Origin of the sequence: Enterococcus sp. DIV0008 (genome assembly GCF_050542615.1) — a bacterium.
Classification (GTDB): domain Bacteria; phylum Bacillota; class Bacilli; order Lactobacillales; family Enterococcaceae; genus Enterococcus_D; species Enterococcus_D innesii.
The window spans coordinates 702,596-720,201 of the sequence record NZ_CP172937.1; the positions used below are offsets into that span (position 1 = coordinate 702,596).

15 protein-coding genes and 1 other annotated feature (1 of these 16 cut by a window edge) are annotated in these 17,606 nt (G+C 44.8%); of the genes, 12 read left to right on the top strand and 3 right to left on the bottom strand.

Annotated elements, in window-relative coordinates:
* Positions 1-126, top strand: a binding site (T-box leader); it begins 109 nt to the left of the window's first position.
* 446 nt (positions 127-572) lie between these two features.
* From IGI84_RS03280 to IGI84_RS03300, 5 genes are all read left to right on the top strand, one after another.
* Positions 573-3,218, top strand: coding sequence for a valine--tRNA ligase (locus IGI84_RS03280; RefSeq protein WP_077454036.1), 2,646 nt, complete (start codon positions 573-575; stop codon positions 3,216-3,218).
* Positions 3,219-3,366: 148 nt separating this feature from the next.
* On the top strand, positions 3,367-4,680 hold the full coding sequence (locus IGI84_RS03285) for a bifunctional folylpolyglutamate synthase/dihydrofolate synthase (RefSeq protein ID WP_081119100.1): 1,314 nt from the start codon (positions 3,367-3,369) through the stop codon (positions 4,678-4,680).
* Positions 4,673-5,347, top strand: a complete 675-nt coding sequence (locus IGI84_RS03290) for an HAD family hydrolase (protein ID WP_081119098.1) — start codon at positions 4,673-4,675, stop codon at positions 5,345-5,347. Before IGI84_RS03285 ends, IGI84_RS03290 begins: the two co-directional genes overlap by 8 nt.
* 81 nt (positions 5,348-5,428) lie before the next feature.
* On the top strand, positions 5,429-6,121 hold the full coding sequence (gene radC, locus IGI84_RS03295; protein ID WP_081119097.1) for a RadC family protein: 693 nt from the start codon (positions 5,429-5,431) through the stop codon (positions 6,119-6,121).
* A gap of 200 nt (positions 6,122-6,321) precedes the next feature.
* On the top strand, positions 6,322-6,522 hold the full coding sequence (locus IGI84_RS03300; protein WP_005225155.1) for a cold-shock protein: 201 nt from the start codon (positions 6,322-6,324) through the stop codon (positions 6,520-6,522).
* Between the two features lie 142 nt (positions 6,523-6,664).
* On the opposite strand, the gene rnjA is transcribed toward IGI84_RS03300, so the two are convergent.
* Both rnjA and IGI84_RS03310 read right to left on the bottom strand, forming a co-directional pair.
* Positions 6,665-8,344, bottom strand: a complete 1,680-nt coding sequence (gene rnjA, locus IGI84_RS03305; RefSeq protein ID WP_005225156.1) for a ribonuclease J1 — start codon at positions 8,342-8,344, stop codon at positions 6,665-6,667.
* Between the two features lies 1 nt (position 8,345).
* Positions 8,346-8,558, bottom strand: a complete 213-nt coding sequence (locus IGI84_RS03310; protein ID WP_005225157.1) for a DNA-directed RNA polymerase subunit epsilon — start codon at positions 8,556-8,558, stop codon at positions 8,346-8,348.
* 401 nt (positions 8,559-8,959) lie between these two features.
* Between IGI84_RS03310 and IGI84_RS03315 the strand changes: the two genes are divergently transcribed.
* The 3 genes from IGI84_RS03315 to IGI84_RS03325 all read left to right on the top strand — a co-directional run bounded on the left by IGI84_RS03315 (position 8,960) and on the right by IGI84_RS03325 (position 13,103).
* Entirely contained in the window at positions 8,960-10,693 is a 1,734-nt protein-coding gene (locus IGI84_RS03315) for an ABC transporter ATP-binding protein (protein WP_010747462.1), read from the top strand.
* Positions 10,690-12,447 (top strand): ABC transporter ATP-binding protein, encoded by a 1,758-nt coding sequence (locus IGI84_RS03320; RefSeq protein WP_005225159.1) that lies wholly within the window; start codon positions 10,690-10,692, stop codon positions 12,445-12,447. Before IGI84_RS03315 ends, IGI84_RS03320 begins: the two co-directional genes overlap by 4 nt.
* Positions 12,448-12,509: 62 nt before the next feature.
* Positions 12,510-13,103, top strand: a complete 594-nt coding sequence (locus tag IGI84_RS03325) for a gamma carbonic anhydrase family protein (protein ID WP_005231095.1) — start codon at positions 12,510-12,512, stop codon at positions 13,101-13,103.
* 62 nt (positions 13,104-13,165) lie between these two features.
* On the opposite strand, the gene clpP is transcribed toward IGI84_RS03325, so the two are convergent.
* Positions 13,166-13,756 (bottom strand): ATP-dependent Clp endopeptidase proteolytic subunit ClpP, encoded by a 591-nt coding sequence (gene clpP / locus IGI84_RS03330; protein WP_005225161.1) that lies wholly within the window; start codon positions 13,754-13,756, stop codon positions 13,166-13,168.
* A gap of 175 nt (positions 13,757-13,931) precedes the next feature.
* Between clpP and IGI84_RS03335 the strand changes: the two genes are divergently transcribed.
* The 4 genes from IGI84_RS03335 to hflX all read left to right on the top strand — a co-directional run bounded on the left by IGI84_RS03335 (position 13,932) and on the right by hflX (position 17,578).
* Positions 13,932-14,450: a hypothetical protein gene (locus tag IGI84_RS03335; protein ID WP_005231097.1), complete on the top strand. Its 519-nt coding sequence runs from the start codon at positions 13,932-13,934 to the stop codon at positions 14,448-14,450.
* Positions 14,451-14,673: 223 nt separating this feature from the next.
* A complete protein-coding gene (locus IGI84_RS03340; RefSeq protein ID WP_081119094.1) occupies positions 14,674-15,423 on the top strand; it encodes a glycerophosphodiester phosphodiesterase in 750 nt (249 codons plus the stop codon).
* Positions 15,420-16,337, top strand: a complete 918-nt coding sequence (miaA, locus tag IGI84_RS03345) for a tRNA (adenosine(37)-N6)-dimethylallyltransferase MiaA (RefSeq protein WP_430600761.1) — start codon at positions 15,420-15,422, stop codon at positions 16,335-16,337. The genes IGI84_RS03340 and miaA overlap by 4 nt, the downstream gene beginning before the upstream one ends.
* Positions 16,334-17,578, top strand: coding sequence for a GTPase HflX (gene hflX / locus IGI84_RS03350; RefSeq protein ID WP_081119091.1), 1,245 nt, complete (start codon positions 16,334-16,336; stop codon positions 17,576-17,578). Before miaA ends, hflX begins: the two co-directional genes overlap by 4 nt.
* Positions 17,579-17,606 lie beyond the last annotated feature (28 nt).

The following is a 17,606-nucleotide window of genomic DNA, read 5'->3' on the forward strand; positions in this document are numbered from 1 at the left end:
GAACCACGGTTTGTTTCTTGCAGACAAAGCCGCACAGTAAGATCAAGCGCGTCGTGAACGTTACCTCACGTCAAAGTGGCAGAGCAATCTGCAATTTAGGTGGTACCGCGTATCAGCGCCCTAATGCCTCGGCATTAGGGCGCTTTTTGCTGTGAATCACTGCGAGTGGCCCACAAGTGGGACAGAGCAGATGATGAACAGTACTAGGCGACCATAGGGAGCGTAGTAACCGTACTAGGAATCACTATGACTGGCCACAAAGTGAGACAGAGCAGATGATGAACAGTACTAGGCGACCAAAGGGAGCGTAGTAACCGTACTAGGAATCACAACGACTGGCTTGCGGAGCAAGACAGAATAGATGATGAACAGTACAAGGAGTCACCAAAAATGGTTCACGAAGTGAGCCATGACCTCTGTAAGCAATTTTTTTACCAACAATAAACTGCTAATAATTACCACCGCACTCATCCTGAACGATTCAAACATTGTCACGCTTTACTTGGCAACTGGCACCAAAAAAACTACACCAACCATTACGCTTAAAAAACGTAACTTTAGGAGGACCAACTATGACAGAAACTGAGAATCTATCCACCAAGTACAATCCCCAAGAAGTAGAAGCGGGGCGTTACCAAGATTGGTTAGAACATGACCGTTTTAAACCAAGCGGCAACAAAGAAGCAAAACCTTATTCTATCGTGATTCCACCACCAAACGTAACAGGAAAATTGCACTTAGGTCATGCCTGGGATACCACGTTACAAGACATCATCATTCGTCAAAAACGGATGCAAGGGTATGACACCTTATGGTTACCAGGAATGGACCATGCTGGGATCGCTACCCAAGCCAAAGTAGAAGAAAAGCTACGGGAACAAGGAATTTCTCGCTATGACCTTGGTCGGGAAAAATTTGTTGAACAAGTATGGGATTGGAAAGAAGAATATGCCGGTCACATTCGGGAACAATGGGCGAAACTAGGCTTATCTCTAGACTATAGCCGTGAACGATTTACGTTAGATGATGGATTATCCGAAGCGGTTCGTAAAGTTTTCGTGACGCTCTATGAAAAAGGCTTGATCTATCGTGGCGAGTACATCATTAACTGGGACCCGCAAGCCCGCACGGCATTATCTGATATTGAAGTGATCCACAAAGACATCGAAGGTGCTTTTTACCACATGTCTTACGAATTAGCAGATGGCAGCGGTGTGGTGGAGATCGCAACGACTCGTCCAGAAACAATGTTGGGGGATACAGCAGTCGCGGTTCATCCAGAAGATGAACGCTATCAAGCATTGATCGGTAAAAAAGTGATTTTGCCTTTGGTCAATAAAGAGATCCCAATCATTGCTGACGAGTACGTGGACCAAGAATTTGGAACAGGGGTCGTAAAAATCACTCCTGCCCATGACCCGAATGACTTTGAGGTCGGTAACCGCCATGACCTACCAAGGGTCAATGTTATGAACGATGATGGAACAATGAATGACTTAGCAGGTACCTATGCAGGAATGGATCGTTTTGCTGCTCGCAAGCAAATCGTGAAAGACTTAGAGGCGTTAGGTCGTCTGATCAAGATCGAAAAAATGGTCCATAGCGTAGGTCACTCAGAACGGACAGGCGTAGTAGTCGAACCTCGTTTATCAACACAATGGTTCGTAAAAATGGAACCATTAGCAAAACAAGCCATCGACAACCAAGATACCGACGAAGCGGTGGACTTTTATCCGCCACGTTTCAACCAAACATTCTTACGTTGGATGGAAAATGTCCATGACTGGGTGATCTCTCGTCAGTTGTGGTGGGGCCATCAAATCCCAGCTTGGTACCACAAAGAAACGGGAGAAATGTATGTAGGACTTGAAGCGCCAGCAGATGCCGAAAATTGGCAGCAAGATCCAGACGTATTGGATACCTGGTTTAGTTCTGCTTTATGGCCGTTTTCAACAATGGGGTGGCCAGATGAAAACAATGAAGATTTCCAACGCTACTTCCCAACGAATACATTAGTGACCGGGTACGACATCATTTTCTTCTGGGTAAGCCGTATGATCTTCCAAAGCTTGGAATTTACTGGCAAACGACCATTTGAAAATGTCCTGATCCACGGATTGATCCGTGATGAACAAGGTCGCAAAATGAGTAAGTCGCTTGGAAATGGGATCGATCCGATGGAAGTCATTGAACAATACGGTGCCGATGCATTGCGTTGGTTCTTATCAAATGGCTCTGCACCGGGACAAGACGTGCGTTTCAGCTATGAAAAAATGGATGCCGCTTGGAACTTCATCAATAAAATTTGGAATGCTTCCCGTTTCGTCTTGATGAATGTCAGCGAAATGACTGCCGAAGACATTGATTTTTCTGGTGAAAAATCAGTGGCGGATCGTTGGATCTTGACGCGCTTGAATGAAACGATTGAAAAAGTCACTGATCTTTTTGAACGCTTCGAATTTGGGGAAGCGGGTCGTCAATTATACAACTTTATCTGGGATGACTTCTGTGACTGGTACATTGAAATGTCGAAAGAAACCTTATACGGTGACAATGAAGCAGCGAAACAAGTCAATAAGAGCATCTTAGTCCATGTTCTTGATCAAATTTTACGCTTATTGCACCCAATCATGCCATTTGTTACAGAAGAAATCTGGAGCAAACTGCCGCATACAGGGGAATCATTAGTTGTTGCTGAGTATCCACAAGTGGCACCAGAATGGACCGATGAAAAAGCGGCGCAAGGGATGGAAGTGTTGAAAGAATTGATTCGTTCGGTTCGAAATATCCGAGCAGAAGTAAATACACCACTTTCGAAACCAATTACTTTGCTGATCCAAGCAAATGAGCCTGAGATCGAAGAATTCTTGATTGCTAACAAAAACTATATCGAACGCTTCTGTAATCCAGAAGAACTAGAAATCTCTAACAGCTTGCAAGCTCCTGAATTGGCGATGTCAGCCATCCTGTCAGGTGCGACGATCTACTTGCCACTAGCTGGGTTGATCAACATTGAAGAAGAAATCGCGCGTTTGGAGAAAGAACTAGCGAAGTTCACTCAAGAAGTTCAACGGGTACAAGGCAAACTGGCGAACGAACGCTTCGTTGCCAATGCGCCTGAGGAAGTCGTGGCACAAGAACGCAGCAAAGAAGCCGATTATCTTGAAAAACAAAAAGCCGTTCAAGAACGGATCGAACAATTACGCACAATCCAATAGGATGAGCACATCACGCGCAAACAAGCATCTCTCGAAGATGCTTGTTTTTGCTTAATCAATAGAAACAGGGCGAATAACTTTCTCGTTTAAAGGAAAGAAAATGGGAAAGCCGTTCATTTTTTGTTAAAATAGGAGCGAGGTGAGCGAGATGACAAGCGAAGAAGCAACAGCGTGGATCCATTCGCGTTTGACATTTGGGCAAAGACCCGGATTGATGCGTGTCGAAGCATTATTAAAACGGATGGGGAATCCTGAAAAAAAGGTGACCATGATCCATATCGCCGGAACGAATGGCAAGGGATCGACCGTCAGTTATTTGCGCAGTCTTTTAGAAGAAGCTGGGCAGCAAGTGGGGACCTTTACTTCCCCACACATTGAAGCGTTCAATGAACGAATCGAAATCAACGGACAATTTATATCAGATGAGGACTTGGTCGCTTGGGTGGAAAAAATCCAGCCGCTGGTTGCTGAAATCGATCGTGATGAAACCTTGACTGGCATCACTCAGTTCGAGATCATTACCGCTATGGCATTAGGCTATTTTGAAGAAAAAAAGGTCGATGTTGCGATTATTGAAGTTGGCTTAGGGGGACTCTTAGATAGTACCAACGTTATTTCTCCTATTTTGACCGCGATCACGACGATCGGCATGGATCACATGGATGTCTTAGGGGATACTATTGAAGCAATCGCTGCCCATAAGGCAGGGATCATTAAGCCACAAACACCCCTTGTTACTGGCAATATCGTTGAAAGTGCGCTTTCGGTGATCGATTTGAAAGCTGCAGAAGCACAGGCACCCGCTTATCATGCAGGGCAAGAGTACCGTGTGACCTATCGTCATCCCGATGAAGAATGGGGCGAATTGTTTGATTTTGAAAATGAGCATGGCAAAATCAAAGGCTTGAAAACGCCGATGTTAGGCCGCCATCAACCAGAAAATGCCGGTGTTGCGATCCAATTGTACAGCCTGTATTGCGACCTGCGACAACTGCCGTTTTCAGCCAAAGAGATTCGCAATGGCTTGCGAAAAGCCTATTGGCCCGCCCGAATGGAACGAATCAGCAGTGAACCGCTGGTGATTATCGATGGTGCCCATAACGTACACGCCATGGCTCGTTTAGTAGATACAATGAAAGAAGAGTTTAGCGACTATCGCATCCATGTGCTGTTCTCAGCCTTAGAAACTAAAAACGTCAATGAGATGCTTCAGCAATTGCTGGCGATTCCCCAAGCCGAGATTTATTTAACGACCTTTGATTTTCCCAAAGCATTGCATTTGGCAGACGGCTATCAGGAACTCGATAACAACCGAATCTCGACGGTTTCTTTATGGCAGTTTGGTTTGGCAGAGTTATTAGAAAAAATGACCAATGAAGATTTGCTACTGGTGACAGGATCCTTGTATTTTGTTTCAGAAGTTCGTGAATTGTTGTTGGCAATAGGAGGAAAAAATGGCTAAGTTACGTGGTGTGATTTTCGATATGGACGGCTTGATTTTTGATACGGAGCTGCTCTACTACCAAGCAACTCAAATCGTGGCGGATCAAATGGGTATTCCCTATACAAAAGAGTTGTATCTAGCTTATGTGGGGGTCTCGGATGAAGAAGTTTGGGCCGCCTATCATGAACGGTTCGATGAGGCCTTTGGTCATCAGATGATTGAAGAATTTATTCAAGCGGCTTTTCAGCAAACGCTGGAAATGTTCCAACGGGGCGAGGCTGAATTGAAGCCAGGGATCCACGAGTTATTGCATTATCTTGATGAGAAAAAGATTCCCCGAGTGTTGGCGTCTAGCAACCAGCGCAAAGTGATCGATACCTTGCTGGAAGCAGCAGGCTTAACGGCGGAATTTCCTGAGATCGTCTGCTTTGATGATGTCACACGGGCAAAACCAGATCCTGAGATTTTTGAAAAAGCCCGCGCATTATTGGCGGTACCAAAAGAAGAATTGGTGATCCTCGAAGATTCGGCCAATGGTATCCATGCTGCTCATGGGGCAGGGATCTCAGTCATTATGATTCCCGATTTGATCGCGCCGACGACCATCATTGAAGAAAAAGTTTTGAAAGTCTTACCATCACTAGAGGATGTCCCTGATTTTCTAGAAACGGCTTTTTCTTTCTAATGGCGATTTTTTAAAAGCATCGGAATCAAATAGTTCCTCCTTTGCGTATTTCTTATTAGACCGACGCAAAGGAGTTTTTTTATGATCAATGAAACAGTAATTCCCCAAAGCTCGTTTCCACGAGAGCGCTTAGTGCAATATGGGGTTGATGCCCTTTCGAACCAAGAACTGTTGGCCATTTTGTTGCGAACTGGCTCACGGCCCCTAAATGTCCTGGAATTGGCGGCTAGTGTCTTGAATCGTTTTGAAGAATTGTATGAATTAAAAGAAGCGACAATCGATGAATTACAAGAAATTCGCGGCGTCGGACAAATCAAAGCCATTGAGATCAAAGCGATGGTTGAATTAGGCGTGCGGATCCAGCGGTCTGTTCAACCGAAGTACGGCAAGATCAACTCCAGTATGGCGATCGCTCATCAGCTGATCCAAGAATTAAAAGACTTTCGTCAGGAGCACTTGCTAGGAATTTATTTGAATACCAAAAATGAGATCATTCAAAAAAAGACGATCTTCATCGGATCGTTGAATCAGTCGATCGCTCACCCACGGGAGATTTTTCATTGGGCGGTACGTTATAGCGCCGCACGTGTGATCGTCGTTCACAACCACCCAAGTGGAAGTCCTCAAGCCTCGGAGGCAGATCTACTGTTTACACGCCGCTTGATCAAATGTGGGGACTTGATGGGGATCGAACTACTAGATCATTTGATTATTGGCGACAATGCCTATGTTAGTTTGCGAGAAGAAGGCCTCTGGCAACAAGAAAATTGCTGACACAACGGCTAATTTGCGAACATTATTAAAAATAAAGGTGAATTGTCTAATCGTCTGTCTTGCAAAAAAATACGGGCAAGTGTAAAATATTATTGTAATTTTGTTTGCTGAATAGATGTTGAAACGCACGTTAGGCCTCTATCGCACAAAGGCAATGTTACACATAATTAAGTGCTTATGCACGAGGAGGTTTTTTTATAATGGAACAAGGTACAGTAAAATGGTTCAATGCTGAAAAAGGGTTTGGTTTTATCTCTCGCGAAGACGGTACAGACGTATTTGTACATTTTTCAGCGATCCAAGGTGAAGGATTCAAAACTTTAGAAGAAGGTCAAGCAGTTACTTTCGACGTGGAAGATTCTGATCGTGGACCTCAAGCAGTTAACGTAAACAAAGCGTAAGCTTTCAAACAAACTGCCAGTAAGAACACTTTGAAATCAAAAACCCAAAAGACCATCAATTGATGGTCTTTTTTTTGCTTTTGGCAACGGAAAGGAAAAAGGGGAGTTCTCAGTAACCTGAGAACTCCCCTTGCATGTAAGACTATAAATCATCCGGCGTCATGATCATTGAAAGGATCATTGGATGACGTTCGGTTTTTTCAAATAGGAATGGCTGTAACGCCGAAGACATCGCTTCTCTTAATTTGTGTTCTGTTGGGTCTGGTTGGTTCAAGACTTCCCGCAATGCACGGAAGAGGATCTGCTGTGCTTCGTTGATCATCTCGCCAGATTCCCGCATATAAACAAACCCACGCGAAAGGATATCTGGTCCAGCAAGGACTTCTTTCTTCGCCACATCGACTGTCGCGACAGCTAAGACGAGGCCTTCTTCTGAAAGAATGCGACGATCTCGTAAGACGACATTTCCGATATCACCGATACCGCTGCCGTCAACATAAACATCATTGGCATTGAAATGACCAGCCAAGCGAGCGGTATCCGCTGTTAAGGCCAACATGTCACCATTTTCCATAATGAAACAATTTTCTTTTGGTACACCGACATCTTGTGCCAACTGGGTGTGGATGTTCAGCATCCGAAATTCCCCATGGACAGGCATAAAGAATTTTGGCTTCATTAGACGCAACATCAGTTTTTGTTCTTCTTGGCCACCGTGACCAGAAGTATGGATGTTGTTCAATTTGCCATGGATCACGTTTGCGCCAGCTTCCAACAACAAGTTGATCAGCTGATTGACACTCGTGGTATTTCCTGGGATCGGTGAGCTTGAGAAAATCACGGTATCATCTGGGTGAATTTGGATTTGACGGTGAGTCCCGTTGGCAATCCGACTCAAAGCAGCCATTGGCTCTCCTTGAGAACCCGTACAAAGGATCATGGTTTCGTTTGCAGGCAAACGGTTGATCTCATGAGATTCCACAAAGGTTCCATCTGGCACCTTGATATAGCCAAGGCGCTGTCCGTTGACGATTGCATTTTCCATACTGCGTCCAAAAACGGCGATTTTACGTCCAGTCGCAACCGCCGCATCTGCAGCTTGTTGGAGACGGAAAATGTTGGAGGCAAAGCTGGCAAAAATGATCCGACCATCGATTTTTTCAAAAATCTTTTGGATCGAGCTGCCGATCGTTTTTTCTGATTTGGTAAAGGTCGGAATTTCTGCATTGGTACTATCGGAAAGGAGGCAAAGGACGCCTTCTTCACCAATTTTTGCCATTTTGTGCAAGTTTGCTGGTTCGCCCACAGGCGTAAAGTCAAACTTGAAATCGCCAGTTGCGACGATATTACCAGAAGGCGTTTTGACAACGACACCTAAAGCATCAGGGATACTGTGGGTCGTTCGGAAGAAGCTGATGGACGTTTTACGGAAACGAATCACCGTATCTTCATTGATTTCGTGTAATTCTGCGTCTCGCAATAAGCCATGCTCATCTAATTTGTTGGTGATCAAAGCAAGTGCCAATGGTCCAGCATAGATCGGGATATTGGCTTCCCGCAACAAGTAAGGGATTCCGCCAATATGGTCTTCGTGACCATGAGTGACGATCAAGCCTTTGACTTTCGGTAAATTTTGAACGATGTAGCTATAATCGGAAATGACATAGTCGATCCCAAGCAGTTCATCTTCGGGGAATTTGATTCCCGCGTCAATTAAGATGATCTCATCTTGGAATTGAACCCCATAACAGTTTTTTCCGATTTCGCCAAGTCCACCGACGCCGAATACGCCAGTCTCATTATTTTTCAGCGAAACTTTCATCTTAAAACTCCGCTAATTTGAAATCAGCGTTTTCTTTTTCGTAAGCTAAATGTTTTTCATCTAGTTCTTGAACGAACTCGATGTTGTATGGGGTATTTTGTTCAACCAGACGGCGTGCGATCACTGCATCGTCTGCTTCAATGTACAAAGAGTGGGTTTGTTCTCTCTTTGGGTTGCGGTCTTTTGTTTCTTGGTAATAAATTTTGTAAATCATATCTTTTCTCCTTTATCTGCTTTTCGCAGTAGTCTATTTGGTTGATGAATTCGCTGCATCACAAAATCGAGGTCCGAATAAAGTGACCTGAAAAGAAGGCTTCGAGAGCCGCTGCATGCTTTTTTCAGACAATCGTTGTGAGAAAAAAGAGAAAGCCTCGTCTTTGCTTTCCAAATGTCGTCATAAAAAATTCACCGAGTTTGTAAGTCGTTCCACTACAAGTATCACTAGTTTATCACAGAAAAACGAATAAGTATAGAAACACGTCATTTTGAAAAGGCTTACTGAAAGAAAATGAAAGGACTATCGCTGAAGTTTACTTTTTTTCGCTGATAGTGCATTACAATAAGAATATTCCTATGCTATAGTAGAAGTAATGAAGTAAAAAAGGAGGGGATTTTTTGAAATTAATGTGGCACTATACGATGAGAAACAAAAAACTGCTGGTTTTTAATTTCATCTGTGTTTTTGGTTTTATTTTGATTGAATTAGGTTTGCCGACGTTATTGGCAAGAATGATCGACAAAGGGATCGCCGCTGGTGATCGCGACTACATATGGAAAATGGGTGCGGCGATGATCGCGATCACCATTGTGGGGATCACGATGAACATTTTGTTGGGCTATTTCACGTCACGTATCACCACTAACATTGTGGCGGATATTCGTGACGACCTTTTTGAAAAAGTCCAAGGCTATTCACATACTGAATATGAAAAAATCGGGGTTTCATCATTGATCACCCGTGTGACCAATGATGCGTATCAAATCATGCTGTTTATGCAAAGTATCTTACGGACAGGTTTGATGACACCCATGATGTTTGTGGTCAGCTTGTACATGGTCATGCGAACAAGTACACAACTAGGGTTGTATGTCTTGGGGGCATTGCCGATATTGCTAATGGCCGTCATCGCCATTGCTAAAATCTCGGAACCCTTATCCACCAAACAACAAGCCAATCTAGATAAAATCAATGGCATCTTGCGGGAAAATCTCTCTGGGTTACGAGTGATCCGTGCCTTCGTCAATGAAAAATTTGAAGAAAAACGCTTTGGCAAAGTCAACCAAGCCTATGCTTCTAGTTCTCGCAGCTTGTTTCGCTTGATGGCAACGGCACAACCAGGCTTTTTCTTCTTATTCAATATCGTGATGATTTTGATTATTTGGACGGGAAGTATTCAAATCGATCAAGGGCAGCTGCAAGTCGGTGACTTGATTGCATTTATCGAATACATCTTCCATGCGCTGTTTTCTTTCATGCTGTTTGCGACCGTCTTTACGATGTATCCACGAGCGGCGGTTTCTGCTCGCCGAATCCAAGAAGCGTTAGATGCGACTTCTGAAATCAAAGAGCCAGAACAGCCAGTGACAGAAACTAAGACGAAAGGCTTCTTGGAATTTAAAAATGTTACCTTTGCTTATCCAGGACATGCCCAAAGTCCAGTGATCCGTAATGTTAGCTTTACCGCTTCACCAGGGGAAACCGTGGCATTTATCGGTAGTACCGGGAGCGGGAAATCGACCTTGATCCAATTGATCCCACGTTTTTACGACGTCAGTGAAGGCCAAGTCTTGGTGGATGGCGTTGACGTTCGGGATTACAGCTTAACGACGTTGCGTAATAAGATCGGGTTTATCCCTCAAAAAGCGTTGCTGTTTACAGGGACGATCGCAGAAAATCTGCGCTATGGGAAAGAAGATGCCACGCAAGCAGAGCTGGAACGAGCGGCCGAGATTGCGCAAGCGGCAGATTTCATTTCTCGCACACCAGATGGCTTTGATGCTCACTTGGCAGAAGGCGGAACCAACTTCTCTGGCGGACAAAAACAACGCCTAGCGATTGCCCGTGCGGTGATCCGCCAACCAGAGATCTATATTTTTGATGATAGTTTTTCTGCATTGGATTACCAAACGGATGCAAAATTGCGGGCACGCTTGAAAAAAGAAACCACAGAATCGACCGTTTTGATCGTTGCTCAACGAGTAGGAACGATCATGAATGCCGATAAGATCGTCGTCCTGAATGAAGGCGATGTGGTTGGCATCGGCACCCACAAAGAACTGCTGCAAACTTGTCCAGTATACTACGACATTGCGGCGTCACAATTATCAGAGGAGGAGTTGGCACAATGAAAGCAATCTCTTCTTTAAAACGGTTAGGTGCTTACATCAAACCGTACAAAGTACAATTTATCCTAGTCTTGCTGTTTACTGTTGCCACCGTCGGCTTCAATGCGGCAATGCCGTATGTTTCTGGATTACCGACGACAGAGATCAGCCGCAACATCGCCGCTGGCGAAGGCGTTAATTTTGATTACGTGATCCTTTGCTTGATCTGGATCGCAGTCGTTGGTGTCGGTTACTGTTTCTCACAATTGATGTCAGGGCTGCTGATCACCAACGTTGTCCAATCGGCGATGCGAGATTTGCGGCAAGACATTGAAGAAAAAATCAATCGTTTGCCCGTTTCTTACTTCGACCGCAACCAACAAGGGAATATCCTGTCACGGGTGACCAATGACGTGGATGCCGTCAGCGGTGCAATGCAGCAAGCCTTGATCGGGATCGTCAATGCCTTCTTAGGAATCGTTATGGCGGTTTCCATGATGTTTTACATCAATACCTACATGGCATTGGTTTCATTGATCATGATCCCAGCCTCCTTATTGATTTCTCGCACGATCGTCAAAAAGTCACAAAAAGACTTCCAAGGCATGCAAAATGCGTTAGGGGATCTGAACGGCTACGTACAAGAAAACATGACTGGATTCAGTGTCTTGAAAGTGTATGGACGGGAAAAGCAAACACTTGAAGGGTTTAAAAACGTTAACCACCAGTTGCGCTATTACGGCTTTCGTTCTGCCTTTGTGTCAGGATTGATGATGCCACTGGTGCAAATGACCGCGTACTTTACCTATATCGCAATGGCAGTCATGGGTAGTTTTTACGTAATCAGCGGTGTGATCGTTGTTGGTCAGCTGCAAGCGTTCATTCAATACATCTGGCAAGTCAGTCAGCCAATGGGGAATATAACCCAGTTGTCTTCTGTCTTGCAAAGTGCCTCAGCAGCAGCAAAACGGGTCTTTGAAATCTTAGATGAGGAAGAAGAGCCAGTCAATCAAACCGATATCCAATTGCCAGAACAAATCAGAGGCGACGTGACCTTTGAACATGTCGGCTTTGCCTATGATCCGAAAAAACCGTTGATCAAAGACTTGAACTTTGAAGTCAAAGCTGGACAAACCGTGGCGATCGTGGGACCAACAGGTGCTGGGAAAACCACCTTGATAAATTTGTTGATGCGTTTTTATGATGTCAATGAAGGGGCCATCAAGATTGACGGTATCGACACGAAGAAGATGGAACGTCATGATGTCCGCTCATTGTTTGGGATGGTTTTACAAGATGCATGGTTGTATGAAGGCACGATTGGCGACAACATTCGCTTTGGGAAATTAGATGCCACCGATTATGAAGTCGTTGATGCAGCGAAAACCGCCAATGTCGATCACTTCATTCGTACGATGCCGGATGGCTACGAGATGATCATCAATTCTGAAGGCGATAATGTCTCTTTGGGACAAAAACAATTGTTGACCATCGCCCGGGCAGTCATCTCTGATCCAAAGATTTTGATTCTCGATGAAGCCACCAGTTCGGTGGACACCCGCTTAGAAGCGCTGATTCAAAAAGCAATGGATAAAGTGATGGAAGGTCGTACCAGCTTTGTGATCGCCCATCGTTTGTCAACGATTCGTGAAGCAGATCTGATCTTAGTAATGGATCAAGGATCGATCATTGAAAAAGGCAATCACGAAACCTTGTTGGCAGCTGGCGGCTTTTATAGCCAACTGTATCAAAGTCAATTTTCAGAAGAAGCCGAGTAAGCCGAAAAGAGCGTCCAGTCTGACTGGCGCTCTTTTTGCATTGTCGCAAGGGTGGTGCTATAGTGAAAAAAGAAAGCGCAGATCCGTTTATGGATTGGAAGGAGAAGTTGATGGACAAAGAACAATCAGGGAATGAAACCCACAAAACAGTTTCGCCCGCCTCGTTGCAAGGAACACCTTGTTTTGTGGCAAAAAATGCGACGATCGTAGGAAACGTGACTCTAGGAAAAGAGAGTACGGTCTGGTTTCAAGCAGTGATTCGAGGCGATGCCAATCGCATCGAAATCGGCGCGCGTACCAATATTCAAGATGGAACGATCATCCACGTTGATCACGATGCCCCGACGATCGTGGAAGACGATGTGACTGTTGGGCATCAGTGTATGCTTCATGGCTGCACCATCAAAAAAGGGGCGCTGATCGGCATGAGCTCGATTGTTTTGAATCATGCAGTGATCGGTGAAAATAGTTTGTTAGGTGCTGGTTCGTTAGTAACGGAAGGAACCGTCATTCCGCCCAATGTGTTGGCGTTTGGTCGTCCTGCACGAGTGATCCGCCCGTTGACAGAAGAAGAAATCGCCAAAAATCAGGCAAACATCACGCATTACGTGGAAAATGGGTATGCTTACCAACAGGGGGAATATGGTGAAGTCTGACGCCGAACCAAAAGACGCAAAAAGGTGTACGAATTGCTTCGTACACCTTTTTTTATGCAAGCTTATTTCAATTTGTTTGATTCCATGATCTCGTCGATCAAGCCGTAATCTTTGGCTTCTTGTGCGGTCATGAAGTTGTCGCGATCGGTGTCGCGTTCAATCACTTCGATTGGTTGACCAGTACGTTCTGACAAGATTTTGTTCAGACGTTCGCGGGTTGCCAAAATGTGGCGGGCAGCAATTTCAATCTCAGTTGCTTGACCTTGTGCGCCACCTAATGGTTGGTGAATCATGATTTCGGCATTTGGTAACGCAAAACGTTTGCCTTTTTCACCAGCTGTCAATAAGAATGAACCCATAGAAGCAGCCATCCCCATAACGATGGTTTGGACATCGGCTTTGATAAAGTTCATGGTATCAAAGATCGCTAGACCAGCAGTAACGCTTCCGCCCGGCGAGTTGATGTACAAATAGATGTCTTTTTCAGAATCTTGCGCGTCTAAGAATAAAAGCTGAGCAATGATTGAGTTTGCTAAGTCATCGGTTACTTGACCACTCAACATAATGATCCGGTCTTTTAATAGACGAGAATAGATGTCATACGCTCTTTCACCGCGAGATGATTGTTCAATGACTGTAGGAATTAAATTCATAGTGATAGTCCTCCTAAAAATCGTTATAGATATAGTTTAGCATAAAGTTTTCGCAATATCTAAGAGATAGTATACCGATTAGGTCAAGAAAGGTCAAATAAAAAGTTCGTTATCTTTTTTGCGAAACTTTCAAATATGATACAATATGAAAAAAGGAATGAGGAAGGATCGAAGAATGGCAGTAGCAATAGCAGGTTTGATCGGCGTCTTAGTGGGCGCATTGTTAGTAACCATCATTTTTAATTTACGCATTCGGTATGAGGAGCAAAAAGAAAAACAACGCCGTTTGTTGGAGCATAAAGTCAAAGAAATCGAAACGTTGGTTTTATTGAATCAAAAAATCAGTGAGATTCTACAAAAACGGGTCATGCTGATGGATGAGTATGTCAGCTTTGATGCCTTTGACGACTGTTATATCACCATCGATGATTTTGCCTATCTACAATCTTTTGCGGCGCAAAACAGTTTTTATCTACCGAATTTTTTCTTGGAAGAATTTTTCAAAAAAATCGGAACACGTCGGGTGATTTTATCCCCAGAGGAAACTGTTAAAATCGGTGGGTATACCTATAAAGGCGGTCGGATCATTATGGAAAATTTCCTTGATCAATTAGTCGAAATGGTCAATGAGCGTAAAACCCAAATGAAAAACATGACGAGCGAACCGTTGACCTATTTTTCAAAAACGATTTGATTCTACTGGTCAGCCGTTTTCCTTGGTTAAGGCAACCAAACCAGAGTATCGACGGTTGCGCTTTTTTAACTGATCACACACACTCTTACTGCGATCATAGTAAGGGTGTTTTTCTTTGACCGAAACAAAGCGTTATTATTCATTAAGAGGATCGAAACAAACAGAGGCTTTTTGGTTCTAGGAGATTCCATGGTAAAATAAAGAGTGAGAATGGAGTGAAAGAATGATGGTACAAATCGTTGCCCACCGCGGGAGTAGCGGCAACCGACCTGAAAACACGCTACCAGCATTTGCGGAAGCGGTGCGGGTCAAAGCTGATATCATTGAGTTAGATGTACATCTATCAAAAGATGGCGGCTTGATCGTCATGCATGATGAAACGGTTGATCGAACGACCAACGGCAAAGGTCGGATCTGTGACCTGACGGTTGCTGAACTAAAAGACCTCAATGCTGGCAGCTGGTTTTCTGAGGAATTCCAAGCCGCCAAAGTCCCCACGCTAAAAGAAGTGTTGGATTTACTTGCAGCGAAGAATTATCGTGGCATTTTGACGATCGAATTAAAAACCGATCATTATGAGTATGAAGGAATCGAAGCCAAAGTATCCGACTTAATGAATAGTCAAGAATGGCCCTTTACTCATTGGTATTGTTCCTTCAATATCGAGACCTTGGATCGGATCCATGCGATCGAACCGGATGCGACCCTTGATTTTATTATGGGACGCGGGGAAGACAAACCACCGTTGGCGCTCAGCCGACCGTATATCGAAGGAATTCATCCTGCCTATCGCTGGGTCCAAGAGACAGCAACGATCTTAACTGATTTTCCGATCGCGATCCGTCCGTGGACTGTCAACGAAGAAGCGGCGATTCGCACCTGCTTGGCTCTGGGGTTGACGGGGATCATCACCGATTTTCCAGAAAAAGCTCGGGCAATTGTGCAACAGGTCCGTGAGGAAACAAAAGGATGAAAAAAGTCTTAGTAATCGTGGGACCGACCGCAGTCGGCAAAACCGCCTTGAGTATCCAGTTAGCCCAAAAATACCATGGGGAGATCATCAGCGGGGATTCCATGCAAATTTACCGTCAGTTAGATATCGGTACCGCCAAAGTGACGAAGGAAGAAATGGCAGGGGTTCCCCATCATTTGATCGATATTCGTGCAATGACGGAAGCATACTCTGCCGCTGATTTCCAGCAAATGGGGCGTGAAGCCATCGAGACGATCCAGCAGCAAGGAAAGCTGCCGATCGTTGTAGGGGGAACAGGGTTATACATCCAAGCGCTTTTGTATGACTTTCGTTTAGGGGCAGAAGAAGGCGACCCTACGATTCATCAGCGTTACGAACAAGAAGCAGCAGCCATCGGCAAAGAAGCTTTATGGCAAAAGCTGCAGGCGGTCGATCCCTTGGCAGCAGCGAAGATCCACTACAACAATGAGCGGAAAGTGATTCGTGCGTTGGAGGTTTTTGAAACGACTGGCGAAAGTATCGCTGCACCAAAAGAGACACCACAAGCTTTGTACGATTTCTTCATGATCGGGTTAACCACTGAGCGAGCATTGTTATACCAGCGAATCAATCAGCGGGTGGACTTGATGATGGATCAAGGCTTGATCGAAGAAGCAAAAGCTGTTTTGCAGTATCCAGAAACGCAAGCCGCCAAAGGGATCGGCTACAAGGAATTTTTGCCCTATTTTTACGGGCAGGCCACATTGGATGAAACCATTGAGCAAATCAAGCAAAACTCACGCCGCTACGCCAAGCGGCAGCTGACGTGGTTCAATAACCGAGCACAGCCCCGATGGATTGATTTAGTGAGGCAACCTGAAGAACAACGTATCCTTGAAACAGAAATCGACCAATGGTTGGAGGAGAAAAGATGAGCCAAGAACGTGTGATTCTTGTCGGAGTAGAAACGGAGAAAAACTATCTTCATTTTGATTCGTCAATGAAAGAATTGAAAAGCTTAACAAAAACCGCCAATGGCGAAGTTGTTTTTTCACTGGTGCAAAAACGGCAGCAAGTCGATCGACAAACCGTGATTGGCAAGGGGAAAGTTGCGGAATTGCAGCAGTTGGCAGAAGCACATGAAGCAGATCTAGTGATCTTCAATCATGAACTGACACCAAGGCAAAGCCAGTTGATTGGTGATGCGCTAGAAGTGCCAGTGATTGATCGCGTCCAGCTGATCCTCGATATATTTGCGATGCGTGCCCGTTCCAAAGAAGGAAAGCTGCAAGTAGAATTGGCGCAGCTGGATTATTTGCTTCCACGCTTGATAGGGCAAGGAAAGAACATGTCTCGGCTAGGGGGCGGAATCGGAACGAGAGGACCAGGGGAAACCAAGCTGGAGACCGATCGTCGACACATCCGCAACCGCATCACCATCATCAAACGGGAATTGAAGGAAGTGGCAGCCCATCGAGACCGAACACGCCAAAAGCGCAAAGACAGCCAAGTCTTTCAAATGGGCTTGATTGGTTATACCAATGCTGGAAAATCAACTATTTTAAACATTTTGACCAGTGCGGATACGTATGAACAAGACCAGTTGTTTGCGACACTTGACCCTTTGACGAAACGCTGGCGGATGCCAGAAGGATTCGAAGTCACCATTACCGATACGGTTGGTTTTATCCAAGAATTGCCGACTCAATTGATCGATGCGTTTCATTCCACACTGGAGGAAAGTCAAAACATGGACTTCTTGCTGCATGTCGTCGATGCCAGTTCCGAAGAACGGGTCCAGCAAGAGGAGACGGTCTTAAAATTAATGGAGGAACTTTCTTTGACCCAATTACCGATGTTGACGGTCTACAATAAGGCGGATCGCATCGACGCCGATCAGTTTGTCCCAACGTTATTTCCCAATGTCTTGATCTCGGCAAAGAGTACCAAAGGCAAAGAGCGCTTGACTCAAGCAATCAAAATGGAATTGATGCAGATCATGCAGCCTTATCATCTGGTGCTGCAAGCCGATGAAGGCAATGCGCTGAATCGTTTAAAACGGGAGTCGCTAGTGTTGAGTAATGCCTTCGATGAAGCAACACAGACCTATCATATCAAAGGATTTGCGCTGGAGGATACCTATCCACTACGCAGAATGGCGCAAGAACAGCAATAAACAGAAACGGTGCAGCTGATGCACCGTT